Annotated in this window: 14 protein-coding genes; 2 read left to right on the top strand and 12 right to left on the bottom strand. The window is 53.2% G+C overall.

What is annotated here, in order from left to right; genetic code table 11:
• Positions 1-2: 2 nt before the first annotated feature.
• From ACOQPM_RS12280 to ACOQPM_RS12305, 6 genes are all read right to left on the bottom strand, one after another.
• Positions 3-779 carry an XdhC family protein gene (locus ACOQPM_RS12280; protein ID WP_420629557.1) on the bottom strand — a complete coding sequence of 259 codons (777 nt, stop codon included), beginning with the start codon at positions 777-779 and terminating at the stop codon, positions 3-5.
• A 7-nt stretch (positions 780-786) separates the two neighbouring features.
• Entirely contained in the window at positions 787-1,209 is a 423-nt protein-coding gene (locus tag ACOQPM_RS12285; RefSeq protein WP_420629558.1) for a hypothetical protein, read from the bottom strand.
• A gap of 21 nt (positions 1,210-1,230) precedes the next feature.
• The gene (locus tag ACOQPM_RS12290) at positions 1,231-1,641 is read right to left on the bottom strand and encodes a response regulator (protein ID WP_420629559.1); all 411 of its coding nucleotides are present in this window, start codon (positions 1,639-1,641) and stop codon (positions 1,231-1,233) included.
• Between the two features lie 25 nt (positions 1,642-1,666).
• Positions 1,667-3,067 (bottom strand): sensor histidine kinase, encoded by a 1,401-nt coding sequence (locus tag ACOQPM_RS12295; RefSeq protein ID WP_420629560.1) that lies wholly within the window; start codon positions 3,065-3,067, stop codon positions 1,667-1,669.
• A 58-nt stretch (positions 3,068-3,125) separates the two neighbouring features.
• Positions 3,126-3,959: an IS982 family transposase gene (locus ACOQPM_RS12300; protein WP_420627656.1), complete on the bottom strand. Its 834-nt coding sequence runs from the start codon at positions 3,957-3,959 to the stop codon at positions 3,126-3,128.
• 153 nt (positions 3,960-4,112) lie between these two features.
• Positions 4,113-4,571: a PaaI family thioesterase gene (locus tag ACOQPM_RS12305; RefSeq protein ID WP_420629561.1), complete on the bottom strand. Its 459-nt coding sequence runs from the start codon at positions 4,569-4,571 to the stop codon at positions 4,113-4,115.
• Positions 4,572-4,651: 80 nt separating this feature from the next.
• Here ACOQPM_RS12305 and arfB point away from each other — a divergent pair, with 80 nt between their 5' ends.
• Complete coding sequence (arfB, locus tag ACOQPM_RS12310; RefSeq protein ID WP_420629562.1) at positions 4,652-5,080, top strand: alternative ribosome rescue aminoacyl-tRNA hydrolase ArfB; 429 nt, start codon at positions 4,652-4,654, stop codon at positions 5,078-5,080.
• Between the two features lie 68 nt (positions 5,081-5,148).
• Here arfB and ACOQPM_RS12315 read toward each other — a convergent pair whose 3' ends face one another.
• The 4 genes from ACOQPM_RS12315 to ACOQPM_RS12330 all read right to left on the bottom strand — a co-directional run bounded on the left by ACOQPM_RS12315 (position 5,149) and on the right by ACOQPM_RS12330 (position 11,016).
• On the bottom strand, positions 5,149-7,197 hold the full coding sequence (locus ACOQPM_RS12315; RefSeq protein WP_420629563.1) for an MFS transporter: 2,049 nt from the start codon (positions 7,195-7,197) through the stop codon (positions 5,149-5,151).
• A gap of 95 nt (positions 7,198-7,292) precedes the next feature.
• Positions 7,293-8,849: an LCP family protein gene (locus ACOQPM_RS12320; RefSeq protein WP_420629564.1), complete on the bottom strand. Its 1,557-nt coding sequence runs from the start codon at positions 8,847-8,849 to the stop codon at positions 7,293-7,295.
• 230 nt (positions 8,850-9,079) lie between these two features.
• Positions 9,080-9,982, bottom strand: a complete 903-nt coding sequence (locus ACOQPM_RS12325) for an ABC transporter permease (protein ID WP_420629565.1) — start codon at positions 9,980-9,982, stop codon at positions 9,080-9,082.
• Positions 9,983-10,014: 32 nt separating this feature from the next.
• A complete protein-coding gene (locus ACOQPM_RS12330; protein WP_420629566.1) occupies positions 10,015-11,016 on the bottom strand; it encodes a glycosyltransferase family 2 protein in 1,002 nt (333 codons plus the stop codon).
• A 114-nt stretch (positions 11,017-11,130) separates the two neighbouring features.
• Here ACOQPM_RS12330 and ACOQPM_RS12335 point away from each other — a divergent pair, with 114 nt between their 5' ends.
• Positions 11,131-11,940 carry a class I SAM-dependent methyltransferase gene (locus tag ACOQPM_RS12335; protein WP_420629567.1) on the top strand — a complete coding sequence of 270 codons (810 nt, stop codon included), beginning with the start codon at positions 11,131-11,133 and terminating at the stop codon, positions 11,938-11,940.
• 9 nt (positions 11,941-11,949) lie between these two features.
• Here ACOQPM_RS12335 and ACOQPM_RS12340 read toward each other — a convergent pair whose 3' ends face one another.
• Both ACOQPM_RS12340 and ACOQPM_RS12345 read right to left on the bottom strand, forming a co-directional pair.
• Positions 11,950-13,014 (bottom strand): glycosyltransferase, encoded by a 1,065-nt coding sequence (locus ACOQPM_RS12340; protein WP_420629568.1) that lies wholly within the window; start codon positions 13,012-13,014, stop codon positions 11,950-11,952.
• A gap of 27 nt (positions 13,015-13,041) precedes the next feature.
• Positions 13,042-13,443: a hypothetical protein gene (locus ACOQPM_RS12345; protein ID WP_420629569.1), complete on the bottom strand. Its 402-nt coding sequence runs from the start codon at positions 13,441-13,443 to the stop codon at positions 13,042-13,044.
• Between the last annotated feature and the right edge of the window lie 6 nt (positions 13,444-13,449).

Consider the following 13,449-nt stretch of genomic DNA (forward strand, 5'->3'; position numbering starts at 1 on the left):
TGCTACGTACGACGTAGCTTGATAATTTCCGCCATGATGCTAACGGCGATTTCTTCTGGGGTTTCTGCCTGAATTTCCAGGCCGATGGGCGACTGCACCCGCGCCAAATCCTCAGCCGAGAGGCCGTCTTCCATGAGCAGCTTTTTTGTTTCTGCCCAGCGGCGGCTGCTGCCCATCATGCCGATGTAGCGGGCAGGGGAGTGAATAATTTGCGGCACAATTTCCCGGTCTACCAGGACATTGCGCGTCACCATGATGACGTAGGTTTGGGCGTTGATGGGGCTTTGCGCCAGGGCGTTGGCAAAGCTACCGGGCAGGTGCAGGTCAGCATTGGGGATGACGTCTGGGCTGGCTAAGGCTTCCCGGTCATCGGTAACGACGATGCGGTAGCCGAGAAAGTGACCCAACTCTGCCACCGCTTGCCCCACATGGCCGCAGCCGACCACCAGCAGCGTGGCGGGTGGGGCGTATGGTTCCAAGTAAATTTCCACTTCACCTCCGCAAACGCCGGGGTCGCCCCGACTAGGTTCCACTAGCGAGTAGGGCAGCACGCGGGTACGGCCGTCTTGCAACGCCCCTAACGCCTCATTTACCACCCGCGACTCCATCTCGCCGCCGCCAATACTGCCAGAGATACGGCCGTCTTCATACACCAACATTTTGCTGCCACTGTGGCGCGGCACCGAGCCACGCGCCTTGATAACCGTAGCTAAAACCACAGGAATGCCATTTTGCTGCGCGGCCAAAAGCGCTTGAACAATGCGTAAATTATCACCCATGATGAATTTATTGGTTTAGATTAACACAACTGCCTGCTACCCAATTATTGGGCCCTCCGCCCGTGGGCTGAACGGCGTAGAAGGTTAGCGTGCCCAGTGTGCCGTTGGCGTTGGTGATGTTGCGGATTTGCTCACCAGCAATAAGGATAGCACTTTCGTTTTCCAAAATGGCATTGTGATCGCGGAAGGTGGGTTGGCCGCTGTGGGCGAGGATGACGGTACGGCCGTCTGCTGCTGCGCCGCATTGACCCTGGCTTAAGCAAGATTGGCTGCAAGTGAGCGTTCCGGTTCGCTGTACAGCACCTTCCGGCGGGGCAGCTTCCTCACTGCCGCCAAAGCAAGCGGTGAGCAGCAACAAAATGAGCAGCAGGCCAGCATAAAGGCCAAGCTGCCCTTGCCGGAGATGTTTTCTCGGTATGACCTTATTCACTTGAACTCCAGTTGAAAAATGTTAGCGCGTTTCCCAAAGGCGCTCGCCGTTGAGAACTCGCTGAACCTGATTGGCAAATTCGGCGGCGCGTAGCGGTTTGCTAATAAAGCCATCGAAGCCAAATTCGCGGATGCGCCCGGTGTCATGCTCCAGTGTGCCAGCGGTTACGGCTACAATCAATGCCCCTTGCAAGCGTTCGTGCTGCCGAACTTCGGCTAGTAGATCGAAGCCGCTTTTTTGGGGCATGTTGATGTCTACCAAAAAGAGATCGACCCGGGGCAGCTTTTCAGCAAAGGCAATGGCAGAATCAACGCTGCGGCGGGAGTAGCATCGGTTGGCCCCACCCATTCGCAGCAAGTCCAGGGCTACCAGTTGGGCGTTGGGATCGTCTTCTACAAGAATGATGGTGGCGTTGGCTAATGGTATGGACATTGGTTACCTGTGTGCTTGGAGTGTATCAAAACGGCCGTTCCGGGGCAATGGTTGGCGTGTGGTTACGGCCGTTGGGTTGAATTGTGTTTGCTAGCGGCAGGGTGATGGTGAAGGTGCTGCCGTGGCCGGGTTTACTGTGAAGGGTCAGCGTGCCGCCATGCCGCTCGATTAGGTGGCGGCTGATAGACAGCCCCAGCCCCGTGCCAATGCGACGGCGGGCACTGGTTTCATACAGTTGGCGAAACTCTTGAAACACCGCCTCGTGGTGCGCCTCTGGAATGCCGATACCGGTGTCTTCTACGGCAAAGGTGGCGGCTTGCTCATGGCTGCGGACACGCAGCGCAATGTGACCTTCGTCGGTGTATTTGGCGGCGTTGCCCAGCAAATTTAGCAATGCTTGCTGGAACCGTTTGGGGTCTACTAAAACCTCAGGCCACACGTCTGGGTAGTCGCGCACCAGGGCAATCTCTGGGCTACGCAGCAGGCTGCGGACGCTGGCCATTGCCTCTTCACAAACTGAATGTAAATCTACCAGCTTCATTTTTAGGTGAAATTCGCCAGCGTTCATCTGGGCCAAATCAAGCAGGTCGTTGAGGACGCTCATGGAGTGCCAGCCAGATTTTTCGATGCGGCCCAGGTAATCTACCTGTTGGTCGCTGACGTCGCCTAGCTCACCCTGGCCCAAAATGTGGGCAAAGTTAACAATGGTGTTGATGGGGGTGCGTAGCTCGTGGCTCACCTGGTGCATGAAGCGCGTGCGTAGGTCTCGTTCAGAAACGGCCGTTTGCCTGGCATTTTCCAGTTCTTCATTGGCACTGTGCAACTTGGCATTGGCCAGACGCAGTGCTTCCTGAATGGCAAATAGTTCGTCCCGCCGCTGCTGGGCTTTAAGATGAAGCGAGCTCACCGATTCAACCGCCACCTGCCATTCCAGAGCTGAAAAATAAGCAGCACCAGCCACAAAAAAGTTCACAATGATGGGGCTGCTGATCTGTTGCAGTAACGCTGTTATCCCCTCGGTATGTGCGCTAATGCCAATGGTCGTGAGCAAGGTAGCAATGCCCCAAACCACGAAGCTGAAATCTGGCTGAATGAACATACTGCTGGCGATGATGAGTATGGCATATAGGTATGGCAGTGGGCTGCCGGGCATCCAGTTTTTGTAGATGATGAGGAAAAAGATGAGCAGGTGAACGGTCGTAAAAACGACAGTCCCTACAATCCGCCGCTCTTGCTTGAGGGCGCGCCAGCCAAACAAGCCGCTTGCGGTTGCCAGCACCACACTCAGCCACAAATGCCAGCTTGCCACAAAATCCTCTACGATAATGGCAGCAAACAGTGCGGCAACGGCTGTGGCACCAGCAATGAGTGGGATGAGAAGAACGGCCGTGTCGGCACGCAGTTCTTTGGAATATGCCTGATCCATAATAGAACATTGTAAAAGTTCTGGGGCAAGATAGCCGTATAAATTGTGTTAAGTTAACTCAAGTTGCTACCTTAAAAATATGGCTGACACTCTCAGCCAGAACAAATAATGCGATTTTCAGCTCAAAGCCTGCGGCTGTGACTGCATGAATGCTCCTCGGCATCCTGCGTGCAATGGATGACCCTGTCGTCTCCACAATCTTGCGATGCAGTTTTATCCAATAAGCGCGCCACGGTGGATACGGCCGTTTGCTGTTTTTCTTGCGTACAGGACATAGTTTCACCTGTCTTGTCTCATTGATTAAGTCTTCCATGGTGTAATCATTGTAGATTTTGTCCGCATAGATTTCTGAACCCGTCGGTAGGTCAAACTGAAAGGAGCGCAGGTGAGTCACATCGCTTTCAGAACCCGGTGTTAGGAAGAACTCAACTGGTTGACCCTGACTGGTGACCATCAAATGTAGTTTGAGTCCATAGAAGTAGCGGCGTTTGCTCGCAATCTTGCCGCGATACTTCTCTTCTCGATAGAGACGACAGCGGCGAATGCGCCAATTGTCACACACCACAATAGGAAAGGTATCGATCACGTAAATCGAATCGCTACTGACCCCTTTCCAGTGGGCGCCCAACATCTCGATAAAGGTCACGATGTAATGGCTCACTCGATGCAGACGACGTGAATACCGACTTTTGCTCAACATGGTTGGTATGTAGCCGCCTTGATGCAAGAAGGCACGGGCAAGTTCATAATTGCCGCTAAAAAACAGAGCAGCCACGATTGCTGTGGTGATGACCTCGGAATCGTTCATGCGGCATTGACTGTTTTCATGATGACCTAAACCAAGCAAAAGGTCGTTAACCAGCGTGTAAATCGCTACAATTTGTTCGTCCATGATTGTCCTCGTAAAAATGGTTTGGTGGTTCAAACCCACTTTACTTGGCTTTCATGGACTTCACCATTTTTGACTGTTAAGGTAGCAACTTAGGTTAAGTTAGTAGCCGCAGTTTCTTACTGCGTTTCCTAGTCGCGGAAGAAATCCGTAAACTCACTCATCAACCTGCCAGCCCAGAGCCTCCAGGTTAGCACTGGCTAGAATTTCGGCGGGCACGTCGGCCAGGGTCATGGTGGCTTCGGCCGCGACGGTGCCATCGGGCAGGCGGATTTCGCCTACGGCTTTGCCCAGTCGCCCGCGCAGCCGCACAATGCGGCCAACGGCCGTTAGCTCCGTCTCTGTCGGTATGGGATGGCGATATTTCACTTCTAGCTTGACAGACATCATAAAGTGGTGCGGATCGCCAATCATGGCCACACGAGCGACCACTTCATCCAGCAGAGCCGCCACAATGCCGCCATGCACCACGCCGGGGTAGCCCTGGTAGGCTTCGGGGATGGTGTGGGTGGCGGTGACTTCGTTACGGCCGTTGTCGTAAAAAGTCACATACAAGCCGCGCGGATTATTACGGCCGCAGACAAAACAGTAGTCGGAGTTAGGTTGCTTGATCATATTTTGAGTGGTTGGTAGCTGGTGGTTAGTTATTTTACTAGCAACTAACCACCAACCACTTTTAAGTTATACTAATGGTGATGGACGCTGAACGATTGATTCCCGTTAACGCCGAGGTACAAATTCCGCTGGCGGAGTTGCGCTTTCGCTTTTCCAATAGCAGCGGGCCGGGCGGGCAGCATGTGAACAAGAGTGCTACCAGGGTGACGCTGCTGTTTAACGTTGCCAATTCGCCCAGCTTGCCTGAAGAGGTGCGGGAGCGATTGCTGAGGCGGCTGGCAAATCGGATTGACAAGGAAGGGGTGCTGCAACTGAATGTGCAATCTTCTCGTAGCCAGCATCGGAATCGGGATACGGCCGTTTCCCTCTTCCAACAACTCCTCGCCGACGCCCTCAAAAAGAAAAAGAAACGCCGCCGCACCAAACCATCCAAAGCGGCCGTAGAAAAACGCCTCGCCGAAAAGAAAAAGCGCAGCGAACGCAAACGAGACCGCAGCCAAAAATGGTAATCGGTAATCAGTACGTCAGTAATCAGTAAATGGTCTGAATTTACTGATTACTGTTCACTGAATACTGGTTATTGGGAACCGGCTGCCAGAATCTCCGTATCCTTCGCGTCGGCTACTGCTTTACCCTCTGCTACGTTTACACGGGAGAGCAAGAAAATGCCAATGGCAAAGAAGAAGAACAGGCTGGCCACGCCGGGGCGACTGCTGTCGAACAAGGCCACGGACAGTACAAATACCAGCGGACTGAGGAACGAAGCAAATTTAGACATGATGCTGAAGAAGCCGAAAAATTCACCGCTCATTGTCTTAGGGGTCATGGTAGCGTACAGGCTGCGGCTGAGTGCCTGGCTACCGCCCTGCACAATGGCCACCAGCCAGGCCAGGAACCAAAATTCCACTACAGAGTTCAAAAAGAAGCCCCAAATGGCAATGATGGCGTAAGCAGAGAGTGCCAAAATGATGCTGCGCTTCGTGTCTAGGCGGTCGGCGATGCCCTGGAAAAGGCGTGGCCCGGTGAGGAAGGCAAAAAGAATCGCCACCGCTTGTGTAGCCAGCAGCAAACCGATGATGCCGCCTAGATTGCTGCTTCGCAATGGCGGCAGCACCTCAACGCCTGCTACTGAAAGCAGGTTGCCGCTGCTGTTAGCGGCGCGTTCACCCGTGTTTACCAGCGAGAGCACATGTTCCCCCTCGGCGTCCGCTTGCAGTTCGGTGGTTACGTCGTAGCGCACGGTGCTTTGGTAAGCATCAATGAGAATTGGCTCACCTGTCTCGTCCAGCAGCGGCTGGCCATCTAGCTCTACGGCCCAAATGCCGTGATCTGGGCCAATGCTGTAAGTAATTTCGAGGGGTTGACCCTGGTAGGCGAAGTCGAGACGGCCGTTCCCATCCTCCGTAGTGGCATAGGTGGCAGCTAATTCAGCCTCATCACACCAAAAGGCATACCAAGCACAGGTTTCGCCCCGCTCCGCCCCAGAAACCATCATAGTGTCCCAACTGCCCGTGAGTGCAAACCCGTCGCCGTCCACTGTGTGTGAGCCTTGGCCAACGGCCGTATCCGTCGCCACAAAATCAGCCGAAGGCGTGCCGGTAAGGGTCTTGGGCAATCGGTATCGTCCCACAATGCCCACCAGCGGCAGGGCAATAATATTGAAAATCACAAAAGCCACATAAACCGTTTGCCGCCGATTGCTTTTGGCTGGCAAATTGCCAAACACTAGACTGTAAGGAATGCCCACAAACTGGACCAGCAAAATCGCAAGCACCAGTTCTGTCGTGCCAAAGCCCAGCTCTGCCCCATAAATAACCGCCACAGAAATGATGATGCCAATGCCGTCGTTGTAAATCAAAAAGGCAATCAAATATTTGAACAGTTCACGATATTCCGTAATTTCCTTTAGGGTTTTACGAATTTGGCTAAAGCTTTGCCGCACCAAATTGCTGCCTGGCGGCAGCATCTTTTGGCTAACCCCCATAGGCTCTGGAACCTGCCTGAAGATCGGAATAGAGAAGACGAGCCACCAAATCGCCACGCTAAACAACGACCAGCGCACGCCCCAATTTTCTGGCATCTGGAAAATCATCACCACGTTGATAGCCAACAAAATCCCACCACCCAGGTAGCCTAAGGCATAGCCATACGTCGAGATACGATCTTGGTCTTCTTCTTTGGCTACGTGGGGCAGCAGGGCATCGTAAAAAACGTTGGCCGCGCCAAAGCCAATGCGCCCGATGATGAAGAAGATGGAGGCCATCAGCCAATCACCCGTGTCTACCAGCACCAGCAAGCCTGTGCCGACCACGCCAAGACCTACAAAAATTGACAGGAATTTCTTCTTGCCGCGCATAATGTCGGAAACCGTGCCTAAGATGGGGGACAAAATGGCGACGATAAAGACGGAGATTGAGAGGGTGATGCTCCAATATTGAGTGGCCGTGGCTGCGCTGAGTAGGTTAGCTCCGGCCACACTGCTGTAATACGCTGGCAAAACGGCCGCTAAAATCGTCGTGGCAAAAGCAGAGTTGGCCCAATCATACAGAGCCCAGGCACGAATGCGCCGTTTATACTCTTTTTCGCTAAGCTGATGCAATGGCAGATCAACGGGGGTAGATGTCATGAGTTCCCTTCCTTAGTTGCTCACATTATGCCTCATGCTGAGAGATGTGCAATGAAATTAGGAAGGAATTTGAGGGAATGACACTTTTGCGGATTTTATTGGTTGATGAATTCCTGTGGCTGATAAAGTTGGTTCAGGCACGGATCATAATCTTCGCCCAGGATGACCTTGTATTCGTACTCAAAACTGTCGTCTTCTGCAAGCTGGATTTGGCTGCGGAACATGTCAAAAATCCAGCTAATCATCCAGTCAAATGAATCTTTGAAATTGGGGCGATAGTAAAACATTTGGGTGAAAGGCTCTGTTTCCGGTGTGTCTTCGCCGATGATGGGTACGAAGCCGTACCAGGCCAGATTATCAGCTGCGAGCAGGGCCATATCTGGATTGCCCGTGGCGTTGATGATCTCTACCGTAATGGGGCGGCGGCCAGCGCGGTTGAGTGCAGGCACGCGGAAGAGGCGGCTGAACGTTTCTTCCAGGTTATTTTCGCCTTCCCAGACGGGTAGCTGCACCTGGGCACCTCCGGGCGTTTCCCAAGGGACAATGCCGCGCACAAGATAAAGGTGCTGCACACCATTTTCCCGAATGCCGGGAGCCAGGGTTGCGAACTGTAACATACGGCCGATATCCATATCGGTTTCTACGTTGTCTTGATAAGCCTCCCACAGCGACGGAAATTGGGAAACCAGCCCTATATCAACCCCCTGGTTAAGCAAAGCGCGCAGTAGCTGCTGCTGGCGGCGGCCCCGGTCAAAATCGTTGGTAGAAAGGCGAGAGCGGGCAAACCACAGCGCTGTGTCGCCATCTATATGGTGCAGGCCAGGTTCCAGGGCAAATTGCTCCCAATTATCCTCATCTTCTGGATCAAGTTCCGGCGAGATGAGCCGCCAATCTTGCAAACGGCAGCTCACGGCAATATCCACACCGCCGATGGCATCTACGGCCGTTTCAAACCCCTGAAAATCCACCCGCGCATAATAATGGATGGGGATGCCAAAGTTGTACAGGATGGTTTGCTTGAGCAGCTCCACGCCACCCAGCGAGAGCGCTGTGTTTAATCGATTCATCGTTTTGCCGGGGATGTAGACGTACAGATCGCGCGGTAGGGAGATCATGGAGGCAGTTGGGCCATCCTGGTTTACAGAGACGATGATCATGGTGTCGGTGCGGGTGTCATTGGAACCAATGGCGGTGTCGCTGCCCAGCAGTAAAATGTTGGTGGTGGAATCGGGGACTTCAAAAGTGGGAACGGCCGTTGGTACGGCCGTAGATGGCGTGGGAATGCCTTCGAGCAGCTCAACAGGTGCAGTCACGGTGAGGACCGGGTTTAGCTGGGGTAAACTGGTGGGCGTGTTGGTGGGAACGGCCGTGTTGGTGGGTGTTGCCGTGGCTGTGTTAGAGGGCGTGGGGCTGGGGCCAGGCGTGTTTGTGCCTGCTGGGGTTGGTGTAGTTGAGGGGGTAGGTGTGTCGGTCGGCGGCTGGGGTGTGGTGCTGCTTTCATTGGCAGCGACTTCAATGGCGACAGTTGCCGCTAGCGTTGGCAGCGGGGGGCGTTGTCCCCCGGCACAACCCGCCAAAATTAAGACAATAGCATATAAAAGAATGGCTAGACCAGTAAATTTTGCTAAGAACTTTTTTGAGATGAATGCCATAATTTCAAACTTCTAAAGTAACTATACAGCCTCTCAGGCTGTGGCCGGCGTCCTCGCCGTGCCACCTGGCGGCTCGGTCAGGAGACCGGCCGCAGCACCTGTATAATAATTATCTTCTAAATTCCCTTTTGTAAGCACCGGGGGGCATTATAACATGGACGCTCAACCCCCCGAAACCGTGCAGTTGGAACGTACAAATTGGGTACAGAAGCCGTTGGGTGGCGGACAATTTATAGCTTTTCGCCAAAGAGATGTTCTGAACGACTAAACACAATGTAGCCAATGATGAAAATGAGTACGGCCGTAATAAACGTCCGCAACAAAGCCAATGGATCCATCGCCCCAGGGCCGCTGCTGCCCACGTTGCCCCACAAAACGGTGCGATAGCCGTCAATAATCGAAGCCATCGGGTTAACCCACCGCATGAGGCGAGCCGGATTAAACACCATGCCCCAGATTTCTGCCTGGTCGCCAAATCGTTCAAACGGATAGAAAACGGGCGTCAGGAAGAACCAGGCTAGCAAACCAACTTCCAAAATCATGAGCGTATCCCGGTAAAACGCTTGCAGCGTAGAAAAGATGTACGCTAGCCCCAGCAAAAAAACGATCTGCGTGAGTAAAATGAGCGGTACCCAGAGGGCATGAATGGTTAGACCAATGCCAAAGGCGTACAGCAAGATCAAAAGAATGATGGAGGCGAGCAAAAAGTTGACGAGATTGGACAACAATGAAGCAGTTGGCAGCAAAATCCTGGGAAAATAGACCTTCTTGATGATGGCAGCGTTGTTGACAATAGACCCCGTGCTGCTCATCATCGTACTGGCATGAAATTGCCAGGGAATAAGCGCCACCAAAATGAAGATTGGATATTTTTTGATGCCGTCATTGGGAATGAGTATCGTAAACAAAACTGTGTAGACGGCCATCATCAGCACTGGGTTGAGCAAGCTCCAAACAATGCCCAAAACGGAATTCTTGTACCGCGCTTTTAAGTCTCGGATGACCAAATTCTTTAGCAAATTGCGGTAAGCAACAATTTCACGCAGCTTGTCCCATTGGGATTGAATCTGATCAGAGTCAAAGCGGTTGGGGATGGTGCTAAGCGGCTGCGGTGGTTTGATTTCTAATGACATAGCGGCCTATTTTAGCGGGTTGCGCGGCTTTTTCAATGGGGGTTGCCAGAGGCTAAATGTTGGTAGCGTTGCCAAACTTTGAGCGGGGATGAAATTGGCTCCATGAGGGCGCGTAGTTCTTTGAGGGGAAGGGTGCGGCTTTGCTGGATTTTGCGTCTTTTTTGCCACATGGCTGGTAGCTTGGGGATGGCTTGCAAACGGCCGACCAGCGGCGAAACATCCCGTCTGGCAAGCAAGGCAACGGCCACAGCCCCCAAATCATAAAGCAAAATAGCGGGCAGGTAGAGCAGCAGCAGTTGCCAAGGGTAATTTTTCACAATCGTCCACACTTTGTTGCGGCCCAACAGCCTGTTTTTGAACGGCGAACCTTCGATGGCAGTAGCGGAGTGATGGTGGTGGATAACGGCCGTATCCACAAACAAACAGTCCCAGCCCGCCAACCTGGCTCGCCACGCCAGATCCACATCTTCTAAATAGGCGAAAAAATCTTCGTCAAACAGGCCAATTTGGTTGAGCATGGTGCGCCGATAGAGCGCCGCCCCGCCGCTGGCGCCAAACACAGGAACTGGTTTTGTTTGAGAGATTTCGTTGGGGTGGCCGCCTAGCCGATCCCAGGCAATGCCCGCCCGATCCAGGCAGATGCCTGCCGAGTTGATAACGTCTGGCCGATCCCAGAACAGCAGCTTGGCGGCACACATGCCCACGTTGGGGTTCGCTTCGGCCGTTTCCACCAATGCCGTTAGCCAGTTGGGGGCAACCTTTGTATCATTGTTGATGGTGGCAATGTAGTCTGCGTTTGAGGCGCGAATGCCCACATTGTTGCCCCTGGCAAACCCCATATTTTGTGGGAGTTCAATGAGCCGAACGTCTGGGAAATGGTCGCGCACAAACGTCTGCGAGCCGTCGGTGGAACCATTGTCAACCAGGGTAACCTCGAAGTTGGGGTAGGTTTGGGCAAACAAGGCGGAGAGGCATAGGTTTAGGTGGTGACGGCCGTTCCAGTTGACCACGATTATGGAGACAGATGCAGACACAGCCCAAATTGTGACATAGATATAAAAAATCTACAAGAAGCCAACCTCCCGCAGGTTCCATCCGCAATCAGCGTTCAAGAACAAACCTGCGGGAGGTTTTGCAGATGAGACCGTATGAAAAAAACAGCCCAATTTAATCCAGAAATATATGCGCTGCGCCCCTGGTACCACAACTTCAACAAGCTGGGCTTGCAGACCGATTTTGGTGACATGGCCATGAGCCGCACAGAGCAGCTACGACGGCTGATTCTGCTGCTTTCCCCCGTCAAACCTGCCGGATTTGTGGAAAAAGGGGAGAAGCTGTCTCTAAAAACGTTGCTCAAAGGGAGTCCCAACTCGCACCAAATTAACCAGCGGCACAAAGAAACTTTCCTGATTCCATTTTTGCAGCAGGCGTTGGCCGATTTGCCCACCGAACCCCGCTGCCTGGATCTGTTTTGCGCCGATGGCTATTACAGTTGCTGGATTGGCAAGACACAGCCAGATGCCCAAATAACTGGGGTGGATTTAGACGCTCAGGAAATTGAGCGGGCGCGATTGGCAGCATCGGTGCTGGGCATTGAAAACGCCACCTTTCGGGTGCAAGACATCTGGGAAGCGGTGCAGCAGCCCGAAACATACGATTTGGTAATGTGTGCCGGCGGACTTTACCACCTCGCCAAGCCGCGCGACCTTCTGGCGGCACTGCGGCCGATTACCACTGGGCATCTGGTTATTCAAAGTGCCATCACGCTAGAGACGGAAACGGCCGATTACTTTGTGTCGCCAGCACCGGGCTGGAAGCACGGCAGCCGCTTTACCCACGCCGGACTGAAGCAGTGGTTGGCAGAACTGGGCTGGGAAGTTGTGCAGGAGGGGCGGAATGAGCTAACGGGCAATCCCCGCCTGTGCGACCGGGGGTCGAGTTACTTTTTGTGTCGCTAGGGGCGGCGGTCAATTATCGGTAATCAGTTTTGTCCATTTCTGAAATTGCGCCAATAATTGTTCCTGGTTAAAAGCTGTTGCCCGTTCAGCTTGCCCGGCAATTACTTTTTCTCGCAAGGCAGAATCTGTAACCAGTAAATGGATGAGTTCGGCCAGGACGGGGTAATTTTTCTCCTGGAGCAGGATGCCTGCGTTGCCCAGTGTGCCGGGAACGGCCGTACTGGCATAAGCCACAATCGGCAGGCCAAAACGCATGCTTTCCACCAGTGGCTGGCAAAATCCCTCATGCTCACTAAGGCAGACGTAGACAGAGGCGGTGCGATAATACGCTGCCAACTGTGCCAACGAGACGTGTCCGCTAAACTGCACGGCCGTTTCCAAACCTAGCTCCTGGGCAAATGTGCGTAAGAAACGGCCGTAGCTACCCGCACCATCTTCAGAACCCACCAGCAGCAGCCGAGCCGTTGGGTCAATCTGCCGATAAAAATAGAGCGTTTTGAGCAAATCTTCCTGCCGCTTGTTGGGCGCAATTCTTCCTACAAAGAGTAAATTGGTACAGCCGTCATGAAGCTGGTTGAGTAGGTCGAGGTCAGGCTGGGTGTTAAACAAATCATTGGGCTGGATGAGGGGGAGAACGGCCGTTTTGGGGAACTGTGCCGCTGCTAAATCTTGTTCGTTAAAAGTGGAATCTGCCAAAGCCAATGCGGTGCGGCTGGCAAAAAGCGGTAAATCGCGCCGCCCTTTTGCCGCCCCGGCCCGCAGCCACGGATTTGCCCCAACCAAAAAATGCGGCGGCGTCACGTTATGGTAGCGCAGCAGTAGCTTTTGGGGCAGTGCCAGCAAATAATCAGACAGTGCCGAGCCGAGGCTGTAATGGAACAGCAACACGTCTTCTGACTGAGGGCGATATTGGTCATAGGGCGTGACCATCTTTTGCAGACTGGGGTGGATGTGCTCAGCAAAAATATCGGAGCGAATGCCCCAGCCTCGCAGTGCCTGCTGCATGATGAGTGCCTCGTTGTAAATGGCGTTGCCGGGCGTTGCGCCCGTGACGAATTGATGAATGGTGGGCATTTCAATTGAATTGGATTTTCCGAAATATCATTCTGATTTATTCAACTCGCTAATGAGTTGCGTGATGATTTGCCGCATTTGGGCATTAATTTCGTTTTGCTGCTGCCCCAGTTTATTGACATAAAAAACGACAAGCCGATGAAACGGCCGTTTCACCCAATTCAAAAACCGCTCCGTGGCCGTTTTGGCAGGAGGCAGTTCCGGGTCTAGCCAAAGCTGGCTGGATTGTTCGTTAAGCTGCGCCAACTTTTGCAGTAGCTCCGCTGAAAGCGACCCATTTTGGGGCAAACTGTCTACCTCCAGTTGGAAAGTGGGGAAGCTGGCTGGGCTGGTGAATTGGCGCTGCGCCAGATTTTGTTCAACTTGCTGTAGGACGGCCGTTTTATCAATGCGCGTTTCGTCTAGTTGAATGAGTTCGTCCAGTTTCATGATCCC

Origin of the sequence: Candidatus Leptofilum sp., from assembly GCF_965223525.1 — a bacterium.
Classification (GTDB): Bacteria; Chloroflexota; Anaerolineae; order Promineifilales; family Promineifilaceae; genus Leptofilum.